Raw genomic sequence first — 25703 nt, 5'->3', positions numbered from 1 at the left:
CAATTAGTTTTCCTGTTTTTTGTTTTATCACCGATAAAGAAACACTCTTTGCTTAATAAGGGGAACAGGAAATTTAATGACGCAAAATTTTTAAATCCTTAGTAATAATCTTGTTGTGATTATTAAACAAATGAGTATTGCGGATTTTGCGATTTAGTGCAGGTATTTTTAATATATTACTCCTGTGCTAATCAAGCATTTTTTAATTATCTCTGTTATTTTTTGTGGATGGTCATATATAAAAAAATGATCTCCACTTAAGATTTGAAATTGAAAATGACCAGAAGTGAAATTATTCCAATTTTCAATATTCTCTTTTTTCCTTTCTTCGGATCCCATTAAGGCATAAATTGGTATCTTAATCATAGTGTTTTTTTCATATTCCCGATCAGTTTCAACCACTGTAAAATCAGCTCTTAAAATGGGAATAAAGAACTTAAAAAATTCATCATTATTGATCACTTCTTTAGGTATTCCGCCTAATGAAATAATTTCTTGTTTAAAATCTTCATCATTCAACTTGTGACGGATTTTTGGTTCTTCATCGTTTACATCATTTGAAACACCTGGACCTGGATTACCGGAAACAATTAACTGCATTGGACTATCACCTGTTTTTTCCATTTCGAAAGCGACACTTAACCCTAAAGTGGCCCCCATACTATGCCCATATATAATATAAGGTACATCATTATTTCTAAAACTTTTAATTTGTCGAACATAATCCTTTACACAGCTTTGCTTGTTTTCTAAAAAATCTTGATCAAACCTTTTTCCTCTTCCAGGTAATTCAAGGGGTGAAAATTCAAATAATTCCGAATTATATTTTTTTAAAAAATCAAAAGAATAAGAGCTCCCTCCCGCAAAATGAAGTAAAAACAACTGTACTTTTTTAGTCATTTTATAATGTTTAATTTCCAGATCTTCTCTTTTCTTCTTCATTTCCAAACTTCCTTTCTCTTACTTTGATTTTCTTGTTTCCAAATTTGTACATCAGAGAAAGTCTTACGGATCGATCCCTCATGTATACTCTGGATGACTGTCTTATATCATTCACAAAAGATGTTTTCCCTAATTCATTTAATCTCAGAATGTCAAAAGCACCTGCGGTCAACTGAAGACTTTTATTAAGTAGTTGGAACTGAAAAGAAAGATCTAACTTATGTCTTTCGGCATATTCAAATTGGTTTTTATTATAAGGAGAACTATAACTATAATTTACTTGGGCCCTAATGGTTTTTTTAGGATTTAAGTGCAATGTATTATTAGTTTCAAAATAAAATCTAAGCCCTTGTTGAGTTCTAGTGTTTATTTCTCTTTCAAACTTAACATCACTCCCTAAAATATAAAACCCATTTTGGCTTTCCAACCAATTCAATTTATTAAATATATAGTAAGTATTTATCCCATAGTTATATAGGGTATAATAATTCTCAATACTATTAGCCTGTTCGTCCGAGTTTTCGTTAATAATAGCTACTTCTCCAAAACCATCTGATTCTATACTTAGAAAAGCTCTTGAAAAGAATTTTCGTTTATGGGAATATGAAAGCTCCATATTATCTGAAAAAGATGGTCTCAATAATGGGTTTCCATCAACAAAAAATGTATTTGTATAATATCTTCTAACGGGACTTAATTCATAATACAACGGTCTTCTAATTCGTCTCCCATAGTTAAAAGAAAATGTATTTTTTTTATCCTTTTTATATGATATATAAAATGTTGGAAATAATCTTAAATAATCAAACTCGTTAACAGTATCTTCTATAAAAGAAATTCCTTCAGTTTCTGTGTTCTCTAATCGCAATCCAAGTTGCATATCAACTTTTTTTCCTAATTTTTTAGTTGCATTTATATATACAGCTTGTTGAGTCTCAAGATATTTAAAATCATCTCCAAATTGTGGGTTCAACACGTTGTTTCCTGACAATGTATTGAAATTATCAATTTTATATAAGCTCTCTGAATGATTTATTCTTCCACCAAATGAAAGATTCACGGTAGATAGTGGATATTCTACATCTATTCTTCCACTATAATTCTTTAAGTCCTCATTTGAAATATTTAAATTAGAAAATACATCGTTTATTCTAACGCCATCAGAATTAAATGAAGTGGTCAAAACGTCAATTTCTTCATTTTTCTTATTTCTGAAAAAATCCAAATCTATTGATATTTTACGCCCTAAGGTATCTAGTTTATGAGTAAAATTTAAATTGGCTGCATTGTACGCCCCATATACATCATAGTTAGTTGATCCTTTATAAATAGAATCCAACTGGCTCCCTTCAAATACATTATTAACATTCCTAATATCTATATCTGGAACCCATAAACTATTTAAATATTGTACTCCCATTGTTGTTTTATCAGAAATACTATAATCAATCATTAAACGAGTAGCCAATTTATCTTCTCTCCATTTATCAACTCGATCAAGTTCCCATAAGCCTCGGTCATAATTAATTTCTGTATTTCTTTGGACTTCGTTATCACCTAAAGTAGCATTAACACCTAATAATAGTTTTACTTTGTTTTTATTATAGCTAAAGTTATTATTCAGATTATATATTGCATATTTTGCTTGAGTATACGAAAGGTTTATTCTGTTGTTCCATATTTTTTCTGTATTTCTTTTGTAGATGATATTTATAAGTCCACTATTTCCTTCAGCTTGATACTTTGCTGGAGGGTTGGTAATAATTTCTACCTCTTTTACATCATCTGCCGAAATCGAAGATATATAACTTACCAGATCGTTTCCAGATAGTGGTACTAATTTGCCATCTACCATTAATCGCATTCCACTCTTACCAATCATTACCAATTGATCATCACTAATAGTAACTCCTGGAGCTACTCTAAGAACATCAAGTCCTGTTCCACCGCTGGTCATCCCATTATTTTCGTTATTAAACACCAAACGATCTACTTTTTGTACTATGCGTTCCTTATTTTTAACAATAAGAACCTCATCTAGTTCATTATCAAAAACTAAAGATAGTTCTCCTAAATCTAGGTCACTATTTATCTCAATTTGCTTTTCTAGATTTTGATATCCTACATGACTTATCGTTAAAGTATATAAGCCTTGGTTAAGATCTATAGTAAAGGTTCCTGCTTTATCGGTTATAGCGCCAGTTACAAGATTATTCGAAGTGCTTTTTACTAATATATTAGCAAACGGAATAGTTCCGTTACTATCTTTTATTGTTCCGTTAACCTTATATTGACAAAATGTAATTAATGGTAAAAATAATACTATGAAGTTAATTACAATTTTCCAAGATTTTTTTTTAATAATCATTTTTAATTTTTTTTATTTGAAATTCAATTTGATGTAGGCTATTTTTTTGGGGTAATTTTTTACACGACACCTTCAATAATGGCTTTGAAACTGTTTTAAAAATTATTGTGGGTAACTTAAATTATTCTAATATCTTTAAGAATAATCCAAGATATGATGGAAGATCTAGCAAAGTAGAGTTCTTATTATATATTTCGTTGAGGCAGAGTAATTCTAATTCTAAGGCATTGTTATGCTGATAACAATTTAAAATTATAGACTCTTTTGCATATATTTCTTTGTTTTTTTTCGTGTGATTTCGACTTACAACTAAGTCTCCTTCTAAAACATTGAAATTGAATGTACCTGCAATGAATTGATCAATATTTGAATTATGAATTTTGTTAAAATCTTGATCTATTACAGTAAATGGAACCCTCTGATTCATTCTTGCCTCACAATATATTCCAAAACATTCATACAAATATTTCTTAATATCAATAGAAGTGTTTTTTAATACAGGAATTGGAAGTGTATTGTTCATAACACCGACAAAATTATTAGCATCAAGATCTATGTAAGAATTATCTCTACCATTCATTCTGACATTAAAAAACAACGAATCTGAGTACAAAAGAGATATTAGATTTTGAAAAAAACCTAACATAATTGCAGTGACTGGTAACTTAAATTTGTTAGTCACCGAATTAAGTTTTTCGAAATGAACCTCGGTTACTATAAACTTTTGACTTACATATTTATTTTTATCACCCTGTGGTAGAAAAACGCCATTCCCTATGGTATAACTTTTTAATACCTCTCTCCAGTATCGTCTATTAGCTTCTCCTTCTTTAGAAACAAGAAATTTCTTTTGACTTTTAATAAAGTCCAAATTAGAAAAAGATTGTCTTTCTAATTTAATATCTCCATCAAAATGGGTTTTGATGTCTTTGCTTAAAATCAACTTACTTTGAGCATCTATTATTGCATAAGGCATGCTAATATATAACCCAATTTCGTTCTTGTTTTCTACTACAACTACTCGTATGATTTCTTCATCAAAAACATTGAATGGAGCTAATAAAACTTGATTAATTTCTTTGCTATCGTTTATTGATAATTCATAAACAAACCTAACTTTAACCTTAGCTGGCTTTACATAAGCCTGGATAACGATATCTCCTCGAGTATTAAAAATTGTGCAAAGCGAAGGGTGATAGCTGATAAAGTCTCTAAACTCTTCTTCAAAATCTTTTAATGATCTTTTTTTTATTTTTATTAATGAAAATAATGCTATAGCACTGGGATGCAGCATATATTTTTGGTTTTCCGAAAGCTCAAAATATCTAATATTGTCTAAGACCATCTTTAATTTAAAACGTTAATAACTTAATTAAAACAGGAGTTTATGACAAAACCTTATCAGATGTTAAAGCAGCAATTTCCTTAATAGTAAGATTATTAATAAAGTCCTGAACTTCTATTTTGATCCCATCCTTGCTTAGCTTCATTAAAATTTCAATCAATTTCAAAGACGTTCCTCCTATTTCAAAAAAGTCATCTTCAATTCCTATTTCGCTTTTTCCCAATGCTTCTTTCCAAGCTTCAACTAATTTGACTTCTAACTCATTTCTAGGAGAAACTATATTTTTACTTCCTAAATATGATTCTCTATAGTACCTTAATAATCCTTTTTTATCTATTTTTCCATTATGCGTTAATTTCATTTCATCTACTTCAATTATATGATTAGGTAACATATAACTCAAAGTATTTTCAGACAAAAGTTTTCTTAAAGAAGGGATTGTTAAATTGTTATCAGACAACACTATAAAAGCAATTATTTCCTTTTCTACGTTTCCATTTTCATTTATTAAAACTACACTTTGGTCCACACCATCAATTTCCAGTAGCTTATTTTCTATCTCTCCTAATTCTATTCGATATCCATTGATTTTAACCTGATCATCATCTCTTCCTATAAACTCTATAGTTCCATTTTGTGTCCAACGTCCTAAATCACCAGTCTTGTATAATCTTTCCTCGCTAATGCTTTTATTGTACAAAAATTTCTGATCGTTTAATTCTGGACGGTTCAGATACCCTTTCGCAACATTTTTACCTGAAACATAGATTTCTCCTGTTACGCCTTTAGGAACAAGTTTTCCATGCTTATCAAGAATGTAAACAACTGTGTTCGCAATCGGTGAACCAATTGTAATGACTTCTACATCCTTTTCAATTTCTGTCACGGTAGACCATACTGTATTTTCTGTTGGGCCATATTCATTATACAGTTTACAAGATGGTAAGAAATCATAATGTTTCTGAACAATATATTCTTTCAAAGATTCTCCTGCCAGAATAATTCGCTTCATTGATTCTGGTTTCTTTCTGAAATGATTTAATATCATTTCATAATAAGAAGGAACACATAAAATTCCTTCAATTCTTTCCTGAATAATTAAGCTTTCGATAAAGGTTAAATCTTTTAAATCAAAATCACTAACCACATAAAGAGTACTTCCATTTGTTAAACAATCCCAAATAACTGCAACTGATGAATCAAAAGAAAAAGATGGAACTAATAAGTAAGAGTTTAATCCATCATAAAAATTATTTCTTGCATAAATAGAGGAAACCAAATTATTGTGAGTAATCTCTACTCCTTTGGGAATCCCAGTCGATCCTGATGTATATATAACATATCCTATGTTTTCAGATGATAAGGAAACCTTTGGTCTTTCGATCGAGTAATCTTCTTCTGAGAATTCTATATCCAAAGTCAAAAGTGAATGAGGATAAAAGTCCATGTCAAACATATAGGTAGAACTTACGAGTATCAAATTTATATTTGCATCTTCTACTATAAATTGTTTTCTTCCTTCAGGATAAGTTGGATCAATAAAAACATATGCACATCCAGATTTTAAAATAGCCAAAATAGCTATTATGGCCCACTCGCTACGCTCTAAATGAACTCCTACAAAATCTCCCTTTGTAACTTTATATTTCTCAATTAAACAATTCCCAAGTCGATTGGTTATTTCATCCAACTCTTTATATGTCAAGGTTTTGTTTTCAAAAAATACGGCTGTATTATTAGGTTTTTTTAAAACTTGATTATTAAACAATTCCAAAATAGATGTGTCTTCTGGTATTTCTAATTTAGTGTCATTAAATTCAAATAAAAGCTCTTCCTTTTCACTTTCATTCAGAAGATCTAATTGTTTAATTGTTTCTTTTGGGGTTGCAATTACATTTTTGACCAATTGTTGAAAATGAATGACTAGCCCTTCCATTAATTTTTGGTCATAAACATCTTCATTATAGGTAAGTTCTAATAAAATTTGATCTGCTACTTTTTGAAAATGAAACTCTATATCATTTTTGCTACTTACTGTCCCCATATCCATAATTGTTGATGGTTCCTTCTTCACACCAATACTATTCCCCTTCTGTTCTTCGTGTAAAGTAATTGAGACATCATAAATAGGAGTCCGGCTCATATCATAATCCAAACCTAAAGCATCTACAATTTGATCAAATGGATATGAAGAATGCTTATATGATTCTAAAGTAGAATTTTTAACTTTTTCATAAAAATCAAGAAAGCTATCACTAGGATCAACAATATTTCTTAATGGAGTCGTATTAACAAAAAAACCTATTTGATCCAGCAATTCTAGCTGATTTCTTCCTTCAATAGGAGTACCAATAATAATATCAGATTGAGAAGTATATTTATATAATGCTACATTGATAAATGAGAGAAGACTTATAAATAAACTCCCATTATTTTCTAATGTAAGTTCATCAATACCCCTAGTTAGAGGAGCTGACAAAAATACCCTCAACTTTTTCCCGTTATTTGTTTTAAATTTTGGTCTTACTTTCTTAGACGTTAAATCTATTCGAGATAGTTCTCCAGACAATTTCTGTTTCCAATAATTCCGATGTTCCTTAAACTTCTCACTTTTCAAATTTTTAAGCTGCCATACTGCATAATCTTTATATTGAATATGGAGTGGTTTTTTCTTAAAATTGACGTTTCTTAATAAAGCTTCATAATGAGATTGAATTTCTTTTGCCAAAACCTTATTTGACCAATCATCGGTAATGATATGATGCATATTGTAATAGAAGATGAATCCTCCTTTTGATAGTTCAAACAACTTTGCTCTAATCAATGGCCCTTTTTCTAAATCAAATTCTATAGAGATATCTTCTTGAATTAGGGTAAGCCAATAATCATTTTCATCTTTACTATTGTATGTTTGAATTTGAAAATCAAAACTATCAAAAGGAACTATATACTGTTTAACCTCTCCAGACTCTTCTTTCTTAAAAATAGTTCTTAATATTTCGAATCTTTCGATAGTCGCCAATACAGATTGTTTGAATATTTCTATATTAAGGTTCTTATCCAAATTAAAATAACCATATGAATTATAAGCTATAGATGCTTCTTGAAATTGACTCACCGCCCATAATCGAAATTGTTGACTCGATAATGGATAACAGTTTTTTTCAGAAACCGGACTTATATGTAGACGTTTAGTTTCATTATTGGATTTCAAATGCTCTATTATTTCCTTTTTATGAAACTTTACTTTATCAATAATATCCTTATCAATAATACCTCCGTAAGAAATTATATCCAGCTTATCCTCTTTGTACTCCAGTTTTATTTTTTTCTCTTCAAATTCAAGAAGAACCTTTGTTATAGCTTCCATATCTATATCTTAATTAAATTAAAGAATTAGTATTCTATTGTTTTCTCTCCAAAAAGTCTTTCAGCATCTCTACCTTGTTCAATACATTTTTCTACTAACCTGTTTGATTCTATAATTGGCTTGGATTCATCGGTATATTTTATAGAACTAATAAACTGTAGCCAAGGTTCTAAGCCCATGGCATAAACAAATACATTTTTAGGATTAAATATATTAATGAGTGATATCCCCTGATCATAATCACAACCCGCTAATCTCCTAGATTGATCTTTTGATCTTTCTAATTTTTCAAACATCAGAGGTCCATAAAGCCAGGACAATGGTGCTCCATCACACTCCATTCCCAAGAAAATCACATCTGTATCTCCTAAAACCTCATGAACTCTTTCGTATACTTTGGGTTCTACATTACAAGAATCAGCTACAAACAACACTTTGAAGTCATTATGTAATGAAACATGAAAGGAAAGTTTTGATCGAACATCTATATCACTGTGTTCTCCCAAAAAAGGAATTCCAGTAATAACACATTTATCACGTGTAACAGATTCCATATCATCCAATTCAATTACATTATCAAACCCTATAGCTTTAAACATTAATTTAAGGCTAGGATCTTGTAAGTTTCCTTTTCCGCTACTTGGAACTACAATATTCTTAATACAATGTCTTAATTGAAGTAAGGTTTCTAACAATACATGATCCTGATGATTATGTGTTATTAACACGTAGTCTATTACTTCAGGTAAATCATTAACCGTATACCTGTTAACGTCAGTCTCATAGCCATCGTAACTAATAACAGGATCCACCAATATAGATATTTCATTAGTTTCAACCAGAACACAAGCATGTCCAAAATATCTCGTTCTGATTCCATTTCCGGTATATCCTTCATATTTTTTAGGAGGTTCTTCTGTAAAAAGGCTTTCAAATAATTCTTCCTGATCAGGTTTAATTCCTATATCTTCTTTTATTTTTTCATAATCTCCAGGTATTCTTTTCATCCTGAATAAATCATCAATCAACTTATTATTAAAAGGTATATCCAGATGTAATAAGTGATTATCATCTAATCTTGGTGTGCTAAGTACAAAAGACCTTGAATCATCAGCGTCTACAAGTTGTAAAGAAATGGTTTGTGTTGACTGATCATAGTATTCTGTATTATATAATAAAGATTCAAAAAACCTGAAATTAGGTTGATTATTTAAATCATAATAAAGTTCTACAAGCCCTTTAAGTTCGTTGGGAACTTTTGGATACAAAGAATCTAAAGAATGTCCATCAGCCTCATTTTGTAACAATTCATTTAATCCATGAATGGCCTCAGTCAATTCAAGAGATTTTGTTCTTTTCTTTTTGGTTTCTTCTAATAGTTCTTTTATTTCTTCTACTCTACCGCCATCATAATCTATAAATGGGCCTCCCATCATTTCAGGCTTTTTAACCGCTGCTTGATGAATTTTTGGATTCTTTATATAAGATTCCATTATTTTAATATGTCTTTCTTTAATATTCAGAGCAGCAGTTGCTGGTGAAACCAAATGAGACCAAGCATACCACCTGTCTATCAATGCTTCTATTGCTACATTTAACTTTAAATATGATTTTTTGTTACTATTTTCACTCATGATTAATTATTTGATTTTATTTAATAAGATACCACCCCATATTTCTATAGGTCAGCTAACTATTTATTGTTTAAAAATGATTTTTAAGTAAAAGTTGGATTTAGATCGTTACCTTATCTACTACTTCTCCTAGAGTTTCTTCTTTTTTTAATTGCCTGGAAACAATCTCTTCTGAAAGTTTTTTGATTGTGGTGTACATGAACAGTTCTGCTATTTCAAAGTCAATATCAAACTTGTTATATATTTCTATTTTAATTCGTATCGCTTTTAAACTATCCCCTCCCAAACTATAGAAATTATCATGGATTCCTATTTTTTCTATATTCAAATTTTCCTGCCACAATTCTGTAATTGTTTTTTCCATTTGACTTGAAGGAGGTACATATTCTATATCAAAAACCGGATCTGGCAGCCCTTTTCGATCTATTTTTCCATTATGGGTTAAAGGTATCTCTTCCAGCTTTACATAAATTTTAGGAATCATATATTCTGGAAGTTTCTTCGATAGAACATTCTGAATCTCATGTTGGTCAATTTCATCATCACTTACTAAGTATCCAACCAATTGTAACGTTCCGTTGCTATTCTCAACTGCAATAACAACAGCTTGTTGTATATTATAAATATCTAATAAAGCAGATTCGATCTCTCCTGTTTCAATTCTATGGCCATTTATTTTCACCTGATGATCCACTCTTCCTAAAAAATCAATGTTTTCATTTGGTAACCATCGTCCCAAATCACCTGTTCTATATAATCTCTCATTTATATTGAATGGATTCACAACAAATTTTTCTTTGGTAAGTTTGGGTTTGTTTAGATAACCTTGTGCTAATTGTACTCCGCCAATACAAATTTCCCCAACTTCTCCAAAAGGCATTAGTTCCAGATCTTCTGATAAAATCATTATTTGGGTATTTGCTACAGGTTTTCCTATGAGTATTTTTTCATTCTGACTTGTAATTTCTTTAACCACACAGCCAACGGTAGCTTCTGTAGGGCCATATTCATTATAAATTTTAATATCAGGATTGATATTTTTCAAAATACCGATATGATGGGGTTTTAATGTATCTCCACCTACAATCGCAACCGAAATTCTACTTTGATTTGGTATTTCTATTAAATTTAAAACATCAATATGCGCTGGTGTTAATTTAATACAGGCTATATTGCTATTAATATATTTTTCTAGCTTTGTAGAAACACCTTCCTTAGCTTTAAATATTGTCAATGTGTTTCCACTAACAAGAGGTAAAAACAAACTAGTTATAGTAAGATCAAAGGTCAATGATGTAAATAGACCAAAACTAAGATTCACCGTTCCATTATCTGAATAATAAATTCTAGCCCATTCCAAATAATTGACAAGAGAGCCATGGGAAACTACTACACCTTTAGGAGTTCCTGTTGAACCTGACGTATAAATAAGATACGCTGGAATTTCTTTGGAAGAAATAGAATATACTATCGAAGTATCCCAGGAAGACTCAAAATTTGCATCAATTACAAATATTTCCCCCGAAAAATGAATATCATTAATATCAGGTTTAAACTCAACATCTGTTATGACTAATTTAGCTTTTGAATCTTTGAGAATAAATTCTTTCCTTTCTTGTGGCATTTCAGGTGCTACATAAACATAGGTTGCTCCTAGTTTCAATATTCCTAACAATGAAATAACACTCCGCTCTTCTTGTTCCAAATAAATAGCTATTACGTCTAGTTTACCTACTCCATATTCTTTCTTTAAACCATTAGCCAATTGATTTGATAACTTATCTAATTCTGCAAAGGTTAAAGTTCCATTATTGTATGCAATAGCAATAGCATTTGGATTACTTTTTACTTGTTTTTTGAATAAATCCAGAACGGTGAGATCAAGATTAAAATTCTCATTTGTTTGATTTAATTTATTTATTAAAAATGTTCTTTCTCCATCCGACAAGTACTTAATATCCTTTATATACGACTCATTATTAACTAATACAAAATCTACTACTTTTTTAAAACGCTTTATCAACTCTCTTACAAAATTCTCTTCGCATATATCCGTATTATATGTTACCTCAAGAGTTATGTAATTTTGATGCTCCAGAAAATCAATATCCAAATCCAACTTAGCATTAGTTGTTGTTTTATCAAGCTTTATAGTTTCTAACGCTATTTCCTGATCAGGTTCAATTTTCTTTTTTCTGATATTTTGATATGTCAACAGTATATCAAACAAAGGGTTTCTACTTATATCCTTCGGAATCTTCAGATCTTCTATAATTTTATCTAAAGGACACATCTGATTTGAAATCCCTTCCAGCATTCTTTTACTAATTCTACTGAATGTTTCCAAAAAACTATCTTCCGAATTTACGCTATTTTTTAACGGAATAGTATTAACATAAAATCCTATTTGATTTTCCAACTCCTCCAGTCCTCTCCCAGCAACAGGAACACCTATGACAAATTCTTTTTCACCAGTATATTTATATAACAATATATTCCACATAGTTAACAAAAATGAATAGGTGCTTCCTTTATGTTCCTTTATGAATTCACGTATTTTACTGGTTACTTCAATATTAAGGATGGTTTGTAACTTTTCTCCATTAAAAGTTTTTACTTCTGGTCTTTTTTTTGTTTTAGAAAGGTTTAATAAAGGAATGTTCCCTTTAAGACTTTCTAACCAATATGCTCTTTCTTTATTCAAAGATCCATTCTCAAAAGATTCCAGTTGCCATGACGCAAAATCCTTATATTGAATTGATAAAGGTTCTACTTGCACTTTTTCTTCTTTCAACAGTGATTTATAAAAAATCATCATGTCATTAATAACTACATCCAGTGACCAACCATCACTAATAATGTGATGCATATTATAATACATGATATAATCTTCAGAATTCTTTTGAAACAAGTACACTTTAAAAAGTGGTCCGGTAGTTAGATCAAATGGAACTTTAGCATATTCCCTTATTTCATTTTTGATATCCTCTTCTGATTTATCTCTATAATCTCTACATTCAAAAAAAGATTTTATTTCATTGGGTTCTTGTATATGTTGATATAAGTGACCATCTTCTCCAAGATTAAAAACTGTTCTTAGTGATTCATGACGTTCAATCAAGCATTCTAGTGCTTTTTTAAATTTTAGAGTATCACAATTCTTAATCTCTCTTAAATTAGACAGGTTGTAAGCTGCAGAACCTTCTTTGTGTTGACTTAATAACCATATTCTTTTTTGCCCAAAAGATGCTCTATATTTTGTTCTTTCATTTACTGGTTGAATAGTACAATGTTGATTCGCCTTTTTATACTTACTCAAATACGCTATTAAGTCATTTTTGTATTTTCTTATTTCTTGTAATAAGGTTTCATCGATATAATCGCCATCATAATTTAATTCTAGTTCCTTTTCATTAGTAACTGAAATGCTAATATCTTCTTTTGCCAATATTTTAAGTAACTCTTCCATTAAATAGTGATTTTATTTTTCTTAGTTGATTCCTTCTTCAGACTTAAAATATTCTTTGCTCTATCTATTTCTTTTGCAAGCTCTTCTATATTTGGTTTATTAAAAAAATCCAATAAGTTAATCTCTATATCAAACTTTCTTTGAATTCTTTTTACTAATGTCATTGCTTTTAAAGAATCACCTCCTAAATCAAAAAAACTGTTGGTAATTCCTATTTGATTGTACCCGAAAAAAGATTCCCATATTTCACATAAATCTTTTTGAGTTTTAGTGACGGGTGGCATATAATCTTCTTGTATCAAGGTTACTTTCTCCTCTTTACTTTCTTTTTTCGGCTCTAACTTGAACTTATTTGGATCAGTTATGCTGATTATCGTTTGATTATAATTATCTGAAACTAAGGTTTCTTCAAATATTTGTATTAATTCATGATCTCTAATTGCTCTGTTACCTAAACCGTCTAAATTAACGGACTTCCAATTATATAATCCTTTGTTATTTTCGATAAATGCGTCGATAAATTTATTAGAAGCCGCATAAGAACCATAAGTTAATCCTCCTAATATTGATGAAAGACTTGAGCTGATCCAAACAAAATCCAATTCCTTATCTTTAAAATTTTCGTAAAGATTAAGTGTTCCATTTACCTTAGGGTTAAAATGTGTTTCGATATTAGTTATATCTATATTTTCTAAAGGTTTAAAGGAATAATTATCAATGACTCCAGCTGCATGAATAACTCCTGAAATTTTGCCAACATTATTTTCTATAATCTGTACTACAGATTTCATTTCTTCCATATCAGAAACATCCATTTGGTAATAATGGATTTTTTGATTTTGTTCCTTTAAACTCTTTAATCTTTTTACTTTTTTTACCAAACTTTCTTCTGACTCCGAATTAATAACAAAAGTATCCCATGTATTTTCTGATGGAACTCCTGATCTCCCCGTCAAAATTATTGTAGCATTATATTTTGTACTTAGATGAGATGCTATTGTATATCCTAAATGCCCTAAACCTCCAGTTATTAGATATATTTTCTCTTCACTTAGGTTTATTTTTTTATCAGAAGACAATACGATATTATCATAAAACTCTACCCATCTATATCTATTTCTATAAGCAACTTTGACATCTTGAAAATTATATTTTATCTCTTCTGTAATATCCTGAATTGTTTCTTCAAAAGAATTTGATCTATCAACAATATCTAATTCAGAAAATAATATATGTGGGTTTTCTTGTGATAATACTTTAAAAAGGCTACTGATTACGGATACAGAAATATTAAGTTTTTCTCCCCCTAATACTTCATTGTTAAAATCTGATAAAAGTGTTATTTTTTTTCTTTTCTCTGGATAATATGCTAATATTTCCTTGCATATATTTAAACAATAAGTAAAATTCTTTCTTAATTGAGATAAATCATTTCCAAAAGAAAAATCTAATACAATATTATTAAAGTAAGTATCTTGTTTATTTATAGTTTCGAATAATGATTTCACACTATCAATAGTTGTTCCTTCTTTTGCATCTGTTTGACAAAACAATTCTAAACAGGTATCTCCCTGAGTTTCTAATTTTGTTTGTAATGCGGAGCTTGACTTATTATTCGAAAGGATCAAAAATCCTTTGCTATCCAATGATTTCTCTTTATTTAGTTTCGATTTTTTCCAGTTTTTTTCGTAGAACCAATCTTTAAAAAGATTTTTTCTTTGAGCAAGCGTTTGAATTCCAGAATAAGGATCAACTTTATAATCCAAACAGGTACTGTCAAAACTATAAGTTGGTGCAGAAATTATTCTTGCATCCTGATTTTCAAAATACTTTTCCCAATCTAATTCAACGCCATAGCTCCATAGTCTTCCTAATGCACTTGTAAAATGAAAGGTATCATTTACTGTTTCATTCTTAGGTCTTAATAAATACAACATTTCTTGATTTCTAATATTTTCCTTTTGTCGTACATAAGGTATTAGCGTTTTTCCTGATCCGATTTCAATAAAAATATTGTTTTCCTTTTTATTTAAGTATTCTAATCCTTCAGAAAAACGGACCGTTTCTCTAAGATGTTTAACCCAGTAAGATGTTGAAGTTACTTCTTCATTTTTTATTGGTTTTCCTGTAAGATTGGAAATAAAATCTATGGTAGGAATTGAAAGAGAGAACTTTTTCAAAAATTCTTCATACTCAAATAAAATACCATTCATCATATCTGAATGAAATGCGTGGGATGTTTTGAGTATTTTGTAGTCAATATCATTTGTCTCTAAATATTGAATACATTCCTGTATTTTTTCATTTCTTCCTGAAATCACGCAAGAGTCCGATGAGTTTATTGCTGCAATCGAAAGATCTTCTCCAATAAACGAAATAGCTTTTTTGGCAGATACACCTATAGAGACCATTGTACCTGATGAAACACTATTCATAAGTTCTGCTCTTTTTACAACAATTTCTAGAGCTTGCTCGAAAGGAAATACCTCAGCAATTGTAGCGGCAACATATTCTCCCAGACTATGACCAATCATATAAGTTGGCTCAATACCTAGATATCTTAAATAGGTAGCCAAAGCATACTCAATTAAAAAAATTAAAGGTTGTGTATAACGTGTTTCGTTGATCAATTCATCATTTTCATTTTGGTCTATTTCTATACCTAGAATTGACTTAAAATTTTTGCTTGTTAAAACTTCTAACTTCTTAAATCCTTTGTCTAAAATTGACTTGAAAAAAGGTTCTTCGTGATAGAGTCCTCTTCCCATTTCAAAATATTGACTTCCTTGTCCTGGAAATAAAAAAGTTATTTTGTTAGCGTTCTTTTTAATCGTTGATTTATATACTTCCTTTTTTTCTAACTCATTTTCATCAACGCCACCAATCAAAAAATTACGATAATCAAAATGTTTACGTCCCTTACTTAATGTATAGGACAGATTTAGCAAATCATTTTTACTGGATTCCTCAATAAAATTTTCAATGTTTTTTTTGTTTCTTTCCAGTGCAGAAGGTGTTTTAGCTGTATAAGGGAATATGTGATTCGACCTTAATGATTTACTTTGTATTTGATTTTTAGAAGGATATTCTTCCATTATCACATGTACATTGGTTCCTCCAATTCCAAAACTACTAACCCCAGCTCTAAGAGGTGAATTATCAGGACTACGCCAATCTTTAAGTTCATCATTAACATAGAATGGTCCTGATTTGAAGCTTATTTTAGGATTTGATTCTTTAAAGTGTAAAGAAGCTGGTATTTTTTTGTTTTTTAAAGAAAGACAAGTTTTAACAAAACCTGCTATTCCTGCTGCCGCATCAAGATGTCCTATATTTGATTTTACTGACCCAATTGCACATCTATGTGTGTTGTTATTATTAAAGGCTCTATTCAAAGCTGAAATTTCAATAGGATCTCCCAACTTTGTCCCTGTACCATGAGTTTCAATATATGAAATTGAATCAGGGGTGACATTAGCCATTTTATGTGCAAAATTGATACATTCTACCTGTCCTTTAATACTTGGAGCTGTATAACCTACTTTTCTTTTACCATCATTATTTGATGCTGTAGCACGAACGACGCCATAGATATTATCCTTATCTCTAATTGCTTCTTCTAATCTCTTAAAAACAACAACAGCACCACCATTACCTCCTACAGTTCCTGTAGAATCCTTATCAAATGGTTTACAATGTCCATCGATTGATTCTATCATTCCTTCTTTATGAAAATACCCTACGTCCTTTTTACAATTTAAACTTATACCACCTGCAATTGCAATTGAGCATTCTCTCATTAACAAACTTCTGCAAGCCAAGTGAACAGAGGTAAGAGAACTTGAACAAGCTGTAGAAGTATGATAACTAGGTCCTTTAAGATCTAACGAATAGGATATTAAAGAACTTAAAAACTCTTTATTTGTTACTTGCGAAATAAAGAAAGTATTTACATCGGTATTCTGAGTTAATGCATGTGCTACCCATCTTAAATTGTTAGATGCAGATAAAAACAAACCTATATTTTCGGAATATTTAAACGGATCACAGCCCGCATCCTCTAATCCAGTCCATACGAGTTCATGCATAACCCTGGTTTGCGGATCCATCAAATTTGCTTCATCTTTGGTGTAACCAAAAAAGGAGAAATCAAAACTCTCTGCGTTATTTACAATTGAATCTACAGGAACAAATTTTGAATCATAAATTACTGATTTATCTACTCCTAATTTTAACAATTCTTCTTTGGTAAAAAATTTAAATAGTTCTTTTGAATTATATAAATTTTCCCAAAATTGATTAATATTATCTGATCCGTGAAATCGTCCTGCAACTCCTATTATAGCTATATCTTTTTTTCCCATCGTTTATGCTTTTAAAAATTATTCTGCCATCATATCGAAAAAGTCATTCATCTCTTCTACTTTACTCTCATAGTCCTCATTTTTCTCTTCTAAAGTCACTTTGGAAAGAATCTTAGCCAACTCAAAAACACTTGGGTATTCAAATAATACTTCAGGCATAAGTTCTTCATTAAAAGTTGAATTAATCAGCTCTAAGAATCTTAGTAGTTTTATTGAGTTTAATCCCAAATCGAAAAAATTATCGTGAACACCTATTTTTGCATCCTCATTCAATTCTGTTCTTAATAATTCTGCTAATTTTTTTTGAATTTCATTTTTAGGGCTTTCGAATTTTACATTACTCTTAAGCACCTCCCCTTTATTTAGAAGCAATGCTCGTTTATCAATTTTCCCATTTGCCGATAATGGAATGGTAGAAACTGAATAAAAAATCTCTGGAATCATATAAACGGGCAATTTATTTCTTAAAAAACCTTTTAAACGATCCAAATTAATTTCTGTGCCTACCAAATACGCTGCTAATATTTTATTGGTACTAACCCCATCTGCCAAAACAACTACCTGATCAACTTCTTCTAGCGATAATATCGCTTTTTCTACTTCTCGAAGTTCAATTCTATTACCTCGAATTTTTACTTGGTTATCTTTTCGCCCTTTATAATAGATATAACCATCATCTAACCACATGCCTAAATCACCTGTTTTATATACTTTCCCTACTCCGGAAAAAGGATTTGGCACAAACTTATCTCTAGTTAATTGTTCTTTCTTGAAATATCCTTCAGCAACTTGAATTCCCCCAATTACAATCTCTCCAATTACCCCCATTGGCAATAACCTATTGAATTCATCTACAATATATATTTCTGTATTTGCAACAGGCCTACCTATACTAACACCCTTGTAATCAAAGGCTAACCCTGTCAAATCTATTGCCGTGACATCTATTGCAGCTTCAGTTGGGCCATATAAATTATGGATTTTTGAATTTTTGTTATTTTTTCTAAATTCCTCTATATATTCTATTGATAATTCTTCGCCACTGCATATTAAATTGCGAACCGAATCAAAGGAGTCTTCTTTTATACTTTGCATATAAACACCTAACATTGAAGGAACAAAGTGTACTATGCTTACTTCATTTTTTTTAATAACATCTCTTAAGTAATAGGGATTTTTATGCCCATCTGGTGATGCAATAACTAACTTACTCCCACAAAGTAAAGGAAGAAAAATCTCCCAAACAGAAACATCAAAAGTGAAAGGGGTCTTTAATAAAAATGTATCTGATTCATTAAGATTTAAATAGTCTTTTTGCCATAATAACCTATTCATAAATCCTTTATGATTATTCATTACACCTTTAGGGTTTCCTGTGGTACCAGATGTATATATCATATATGCCAAATCCTTAGAAACTACTTCGATGTCATCTACATTGAATTTTTCATTCTTAAGGCCTTCTATGTCGATCCTCTCTAACTCTTCAAATTCAAATTCAACAGATCTTTCACTTAAAATGAGTTTAGCTTCTATTTCCTTTAAAATGTGATCAACTCTGTCTTTAGGGTATAAAGGTTCTATGGGCACATAACAACCTCCTGATTTTAAAATACTTAATACACCTATTATCATTTCAAAAGAACGATTTACACAAATAGGTACAAAATTGCCTGGTTCTATTCCTTTGTTTGTAAGGAGGTGAGATAATACGCTAGACTTTTTATCTAATTCTGAATACGTTAAAGTTTTATCCTCAAAAATAAGTGCAACTGAACTTGGATTATTTTTAACGTTTTCTTTAAAATAATCTAATATTGTTTTTTCTAAATCGTAAGCAACCTCTGTACTGTTAAACTTGCGGTATAATTTCGTTTTTTTCTCTTCATTCAATAAATCAAGTTCATTTATAGGTTTTTCTGGACACTTAAGAACGGAAGCCAACAAATGCTTAAACTGTTCCATAAACTCTTCCATCATCCACCTATCATAAATACTTGTATTATAACTAACATGGAATAATATCTGTTCACCTACCTCTTCAAATATTATACTAAGGTCAAATTTAGCCAGGCTATCGCCTAAAAACTCTATTTTGTCATCAACAGTTTCATTAGTAGTGCTGATAGAATTAGAGTTATAATTTATAAAAACATCAAAAACTGAGTTTCTAGAAACATCTCTTTTTAAATCTAAGTACTCTAGTAATTTATCAAAGGGAAAAAGTTTATTGTTAAATGCTGATAAAGTAGAATCCTTAATACGCTCATGAATACTACCAAAAGAATGAGAAGGTTCAATGGTATTTCTCAAAATAAGTGTATTTACATAAAACCCTATCTGTCCCTCTAAATCGGTGTGATCCCTTCCGTCTACTGCGGTTCCAATAATAATATCTTTTTGAGACGTATACCGATGCAACAATACTTTACAAATACTCAAAAGACTAATAAAAAAACTTCCTCTATTCTCTTGAGTAAATAATCTTAACTTTTTAGTACTTTCCGATGATAAATATGTTCTAAGAGCCTCGCCTATATTAGATCTGACACCTTTATTTTTCTTTCTAAAAGGTAGATCTAGATACGTCCATTCTCCCTTTAATTTTTCTAACCAATATTCTTTATATTCTTCGAATTTTGGGCTCACTAATTGTTCTAACTGCCATGCACTATAATCTTTATATTGTATTTTCAGGGCTGATAATTCTGGTATAGTATTGCTCACAAAAGCACTATAATAGGATTTAATATCTTTTTCTAAGATATGCATTGACCACCCATCACTTATAATATGATGCATATTAAAATAAAGTACCCATTTGCTCTGAGAAACTTTAAATAATGTAACTCTCATTAAAGGACCTTGCTCTAAGTCGAAGGCTATAAATGAATCTTCTGAAATATATTCTTTAACTGCTTTTTGAGTTTTATTTACATTTACCAAATCTTGGTAGTCTACTCTAAAATTTAGATCTTTTCTATCTAAAACTTTTTGATATAGGACATTGTTTTCTTCGACAAAAACTGTTCTCAGAATTTCATGACGATCTACTGTCGCTTCGATGGCTTCAATTAATTCTTTTTTATATATCTCACCTTCTAATTCTATAGAGTTAGGAATATTATATGTGTTAGAATTACCATCAAGTTTTAATTGGATCCATAATCGCTGTTGAGCACTAGAGGCTAAATATCGATCTTTTTTTTGCAGTGGAATTATATCTTCCTTTCTCGAGTAATAGTTTTGTTTGATAAAAGCTATCAATTCTTCTTTATTTTCTTTTATCTTTTGAAGAAGAACTTTGTCGATTTCGTCTGTATCAAAACTAACCTCTAATTCACCATCAGACAATGATAAACGAATATCATTCTGATCCAATTCGTTAATTAAACTATACATTTTTGTAGATCTTATTAAATATTAATTGAAATAAATCAAATAACCTTTTAGGAGATGATCAAATATTGTTTTTTCGGAAATAATGTTGATTACTAAATTTGCCTTTATAAACAGTTATAAGACATATTGTAGTAAGAATGTGAGTTATTATGACAACTATCTTTGAGAATTGTGAGAACGTTATGTTCAATTAAACTTCTATTCTGGAAAGCAATATTACTTATTACAGAGTTTCTAGTATAAATAGTGATTATTTACTATTAAAGAATCCAATATTGCTACGCTACCTCCAGTCACAGAAGGTATATATTATCATATTAAAGAATTGTAAATATATAACAATATATTTACTTAATAAACTATATTTTGATTATATTTTTACCTTTTTCTTTATTTTGAATTCTACTCATCTTTTGTAATAAATCAATTTTCAAACCTAGTTTTTTAACATCGGACATTGAAAAGAATTCTTTCAAATTAATTTCGACGTCAAATTCAGCATTAATACGTTTTATAAATGTCATTGCTTTGAGCGAGTCTCCGCCCAATTCAAAAAAATCATCTTTTATTCCAATTTCACTAATCCCAAAGAAAGATTGATACATTTCGCATAATTGAATTTCTAAATCAGTCGTTGGTAACACAAAATCTGTGCGAAGTAATGGTCTCTCTATTTCATTATTTGAATCTTCTTTAGTTTCTTTATCTAATGAATTGGACATTTTTTGAATTACATTATTAATGTCTTTAATAGATATAATTAGCTGTTTATAATCCAATAAACTTAATGATTTTTCAAAAATCGTTATTAATTCATGAGAGGTGATCATGTTATCTCCAACTCCATCTAGATTTATACTTATCCAATTTCTAAGGCTTTCCTTATGATGCTTTACGAATCCATCTATAAACCTATTTGCACATGCATACGCTCCGTAAGTGAGTCCTCCCAAAATAGAAGAAAGACTTGATGTTATCCATACAAAATCAAGATTTTGATCACCAAAGATTTTATGAATATTCAAAGTTCCAGCAACTTTTGGATTAAATTGATCAATGATAGCATTCTCATCGATTTCTTCTACAGGTCTAAAAGATTTAATATCATGGTTTCCAGCAGCATGTATAATACCAGAAATACTCCCATATTTTTTCTCTATTTCATTAATAGTGTTTTCAAAATCTAATAAATCAGAGACATCAGATTCATAATAAGCAACCTTATACCCCTTATCCTTAAGGGTTTTAAGTTTAAATATATTTGATTTTACTGAATCTTCAATTACATTACTACCTAAGTAATTTTGCCATTCATCTTCTTTAGGAAGCTTGCTTCGTCCAATTAAAATCACTTCTGCGTTATGGGTATCACATAAATAGTTTGTCAAATATTGCCCTATTTTACCTAATCCTCCTGTAATTAAAATTAATTTATTGTTCAGGTCTGGTTTTTTATGATCATCTATTTTGATTTGATCATAAAATTCAATCCACCTTTCTTTTTTCCTATAAGCAATACTTTCATTAATATCATCAATATATAATTCTTTGACAATGTTATTGATCAGATTGGACTGAATATTAACTTTATTGACATCTATAAATCGAAACGATATATTGGGGTTTTCCTGTGCCATTATTTTACCCAACATCTGAGATATTGACATTGTAATATTTATACTCTCATCACCTAAAATACCATTATTTAAACTTGACAAAAAATATACTTTTTTATCTTCTAAGGGTTTAAATTTTAATAACTCCTTACTAATATTAAGATATTGCTTATAAACATTTATCACTTCTGATTGACTATTTCCTTCATAGTCCCATCCCAAAATAATTTTATCAATATTATAAGTATCAATAGATTTAAATAATTCTACTACATTTTGATTTATAGCTGGATTTACCCTAAATAATTGTTCTTCAATTTTCTCAAAACCATCAGCCAATAATACAACGTGAACTGTATTACCCATTGATCTAGTTTTTTTTACCAAACTATCTATTAAGGGACTCTCATCCGAGAAAATTAAGTAAGTATCATTCTTATCTTCAAGATTACTATTCTGCAAAACTGATTTTTTCCAATTAGGAGTGTAAAACCACTCGGAAATTGGTTTCCGACTTACAAAATTTTGACTAACAATTTTCTTAAATGGATTAATATCAAAATCAAGTTTATAATGATCAAAACTATAACCTGGTATACTAATTTTTCTTCTATTTTTATTCTGATAAACCTTACTCCAATTCATCTCTACACCATGTACCCAAAGTTTACCCAATCCATTCATAAAAAACTGCAAATCATCAATATCTTGTTGGGCTTTGCTTATTAAATTAATTGAGGTATGTTTAATGCTGGAGTATTGTTTGTTTTGTTTACAAAAAGTTGTTAGCGTTGAGCCTGCTCCAATTTCTATAAAAATGGTATCCTTTTTAGCTAAATAGTCTATTCCTTTAGAAAAATTAACTGTATGCCTTAAATGATCTACCCAATATTGTGCTGACTTTACCTCTTCATTCTTTATTAGTTCTCCTGTAAGATTTGATATGAAAGGAATCTTTGGATCAGAAAGTGAGATCTTTTCCAATTCATTTTTAAAATCATCTAACATATCATCCATCATGTATGAATGGAATGCATGAGAAGTTTTTAAAACTTTACTAGGAGTATCTTGTTTGTCCAGTAAATTTTGAAGTTTATCAGTACTTTGTTTTGTTCCTGATACAACTACTGAATCTTTAGTGTTAATAGCAGCAATTGAGATATTATCATCTAATAACGATTTGATATCACTCAAAGGAACACCAACATGTAGCATAGCTCCCTTATTCATTTTATCCATTAAAGAAGCACGTTTTAAAATGATCTCTATAGCTTCTTCTAAAGAAAAAACATCTGATAAACAAGCTGCTACATACTCTCCTAGGCTATGACCTATCATACAATCAGGATATACTCCCCATTCTATTAAAAGTTTTGCTAATGAATACTCAATCAAAAATAATAGAGGCTGAGTATATCTAGTCTCATTAATCAGCTCTGAGTCTTGTCCTTGTTCTTCACCGTACCCTAGAACAGCTCTAAAATCTTCACCCGTTTTTCTGTTTAAAATCTCTAAACCTAGATCAATATTATTTTTAAAAAAATTGATTTCATTATATAACTCCTTTGCCATTCCGAAATATTGACTTCCTTGTCCCGGAAACATAAAGACAATTTCTTTTTTACTATTCAGCTTATAATGTTCTTCCTGAGTTAAATTGTTTAGACTAGCTAAAAGCCCCTCTTTATCTTTACAGACTATGTAATTTCGATATTTATGAAAGGTACGACCAGTTCCCAAAGTATATGACAAATCCGCAATGTTAATTTCATCTTGTGTTTTTAGGAAATCTGTGAATTTAGCACAATAACTTTTTAATGATTTGGTTGTTTTTGCAGATAATAAAATTAATTGAGGATCAACGGATGGAATTTTCTTGTTTTCTAAAAATTCTTCCAACACCATATGCACATTTGTTCCTCCGATACCTATACTACTTAATCCTGCTCTTAATGGTAAATTTCCTTCAGTTCTCCATGGTTGTCTTTTACTATTTACATAAAAGGGTCCTGAATCAAAATCAATGTTTGGATTTGGTTCATTGAAATGTAAGGAAGGAGGTATGCTTCTTTTGCTTAATGCCAAACACGTTTTTATTAGACCTGCAACTCCTGCAGCTGTATCTAAATGACCAAGATTTGTTTTGACAGAACCTATAGCACATTTATGATCTGAGTTATAATCAAAAGCCTCATTTAGAGCATCAATTTCTATTGGATCACCTAATTTTGTTGCTGTCCCGTGTGTTTCTACATATGTAATTGTTTTTGAATCGACTCCTGCAAATTTATGTGCAGATTTAATACAATCAGCTTGTCCAGTAACACTTGGAGCCGTATATCCAACTTTCCTTCTCCCATCGTTATTTACTGCAGAGGATTTAATGATAGCATGAATTGGATCTCCATCCTCAATAGCTTCTTCTAATCTTTTAAGAACTACAACTCCAGCTCCATTTCCTCCTACAGTTCCTGAAGAATCACTATCAAATGATTTACATTTACCATCCTTAGATACGGTCATTCCATCCTGATAAAAGTAACCATAATTCTTTACTGGATTTATTTTGATTCCTCCAGAAACTGCAATAGAACATTCTCTTAATAATAAACTTCTACAAGCCATATGAACAGCAGATAAAGAACTTGAACATGCTGTATCTATATAATAACTTGGCCCTGTTAGATTAAGATTATATGAAATTAATGAACTTATATAATTTTTATTAGAAATTTTTGACTGATAAAAAGGAGCTATCTTCTCATTTTGATTAAGCATCGAATGTGCTAGCCAGTTTAGATTTTCACTAGCCGCTAAATACAGTCCAATTTTATCTTTAGATTTAGAGATATTACAACCTGCATCCTCTAAAGCTAACCAAACTTGTTCATGCAAGATTCTTATCTGCGGATCCATTGCATTTGCTTCTTCCTTAGTATATCCAAAAAAAGGATAGTCAAAACTTTCTGGGTTATTTACAAATGAGCTAACTTTTATAAAATTTGGATTATTTACAATTCCTTCATCAACACCTTTTTTTATAAGATCACTGGCCTCATAATGATCTAGCATTTCAACACCATTAACGAGGTTATCCCAGTATTCTATATAATTAGATGCTTTATTGAACTTACAAGAAAGCCCAATTACTGCAATGTCTTTTTTACTAACTTTATTTTTCATAAAATCAAAT

At 30.1% G+C, this 25703-nt stretch carries 9 protein-coding genes; all 9 read right to left on the bottom strand.

Features of this window, described 5'->3' with window-relative positions; translation table 11 throughout:
* Positions 1-168: 168 nt before the first annotated feature.
* Complete coding sequence (locus tag NMK29_RS01515; RefSeq protein ID WP_234424238.1) at positions 169-942, bottom strand: thioesterase II family protein; 774 nt, start codon at positions 940-942, stop codon at positions 169-171.
* Positions 911-3310, bottom strand: coding sequence for a TonB-dependent receptor domain-containing protein (locus NMK29_RS01510; protein ID WP_108802875.1), 2400 nt, complete (start codon positions 3308-3310; stop codon positions 911-913). Before NMK29_RS01510 ends, NMK29_RS01515 begins: the two co-directional genes overlap by 32 nt.
* A gap of 121 nt (positions 3311-3431) precedes the next feature.
* The gene (locus NMK29_RS01505) at positions 3432-4604 is read right to left on the bottom strand and encodes a condensation domain-containing protein (protein ID WP_159092176.1); all 1173 of its coding nucleotides are present in this window, start codon (positions 4602-4604) and stop codon (positions 3432-3434) included.
* Between the two features lie 91 nt (positions 4605-4695).
* Positions 4696-8025 (bottom strand): non-ribosomal peptide synthetase, encoded by a 3330-nt coding sequence (locus tag NMK29_RS01500; RefSeq protein WP_108802873.1) that lies wholly within the window; start codon positions 8023-8025, stop codon positions 4696-4698.
* Between the two features lie 26 nt (positions 8026-8051).
* Complete coding sequence (locus NMK29_RS01495; RefSeq protein WP_108802872.1) at positions 8052-9659, bottom strand: MBL fold metallo-hydrolase; 1608 nt, start codon at positions 9657-9659, stop codon at positions 8052-8054.
* Positions 9660-9759: 100 nt separating this feature from the next.
* The gene (locus NMK29_RS01490; RefSeq protein ID WP_108802871.1) at positions 9760-13128 is read right to left on the bottom strand and encodes a non-ribosomal peptide synthetase; all 3369 of its coding nucleotides are present in this window, start codon (positions 13126-13128) and stop codon (positions 9760-9762) included.
* Complete coding sequence (locus tag NMK29_RS01485) at positions 13128-17492, bottom strand: type I polyketide synthase (RefSeq protein ID WP_108802870.1); 4365 nt, start codon at positions 17490-17492, stop codon at positions 13128-13130. The genes NMK29_RS01490 and NMK29_RS01485 overlap by 1 nt, the downstream gene beginning before the upstream one ends.
* Before the next feature lie 18 nt (positions 17493-17510).
* Positions 17511-20894 carry a non-ribosomal peptide synthetase gene (locus NMK29_RS01480; RefSeq protein WP_108802869.1) on the bottom strand — a complete coding sequence of 1128 codons (3384 nt, stop codon included), beginning with the start codon at positions 20892-20894 and terminating at the stop codon, positions 17511-17513.
* A gap of 359 nt (positions 20895-21253) precedes the next feature.
* Positions 21254-25693 carry a type I polyketide synthase gene (locus tag NMK29_RS01475; RefSeq protein ID WP_108802868.1) on the bottom strand — a complete coding sequence of 1480 codons (4440 nt, stop codon included), beginning with the start codon at positions 25691-25693 and terminating at the stop codon, positions 21254-21256.
* Positions 25694-25703 lie beyond the last annotated feature (10 nt).

This window comes from Aquimarina sp. Aq107, from assembly GCF_943733665.1.
GTDB lineage: Bacteria > Bacteroidota > Bacteroidia > Flavobacteriales > Flavobacteriaceae > Aquimarina.
The sequence above is the reverse complement of the archived record's forward strand: the minus strand, read 5'-3'. Positions and strand labels throughout refer to the sequence as shown.

What these genes read in the sequence shown, in the direction of transcription:
- NMK29_RS01515 (WP_234424238.1), bottom strand. Translation starts at nt 942, where the DNA reads ATGAAGAAGAAAAGAGAAGATCTGGAAATTAAACATTATAAAATGACT.
- NMK29_RS01510 (WP_108802875.1), bottom strand. Translation starts at nt 3,310, where the DNA reads ATGATTATTAAAAAAAAATCTTGGAAAATTGTAATTAACTTCATAGTA.
- NMK29_RS01505 (WP_159092176.1), bottom strand. Translation starts at nt 4,604, where the DNA reads ATGCTGCATCCCAGTGCTATAGCATTATTTTCATTAATAAAAATAAAA.
- NMK29_RS01500 (WP_108802873.1), bottom strand. Translation starts at nt 8,025, where the DNA reads ATGGAAGCTATAACAAAGGTTCTTCTTGAATTTGAAGAGAAAAAAATA.
- NMK29_RS01495 (WP_108802872.1), bottom strand. Translation starts at nt 9,659, where the DNA reads ATGAGTGAAAATAGTAACAAAAAATCATATTTAAAGTTAAATGTAGCA.
- NMK29_RS01490 (WP_108802871.1), bottom strand. Translation starts at nt 13,128, where the DNA reads ATGGAAGAGTTACTTAAAATATTGGCAAAAGAAGATATTAGCATTTCA.
- NMK29_RS01485 (WP_108802870.1), bottom strand. Translation starts at nt 17,492, where the DNA reads ATGGGAAAAAAAGATATAGCTATAATAGGAGTTGCAGGACGATTTCAC.
- NMK29_RS01480 (WP_108802869.1), bottom strand. Translation starts at nt 20,894, where the DNA reads ATGTATAGTTTAATTAACGAATTGGATCAGAATGATATTCGTTTATCA.
- NMK29_RS01475 (WP_108802868.1), bottom strand. Translation starts at nt 25,693, where the DNA reads ATGAAAAATAAAGTTAGTAAAAAAGACATTGCAGTAATTGGGCTTTCT.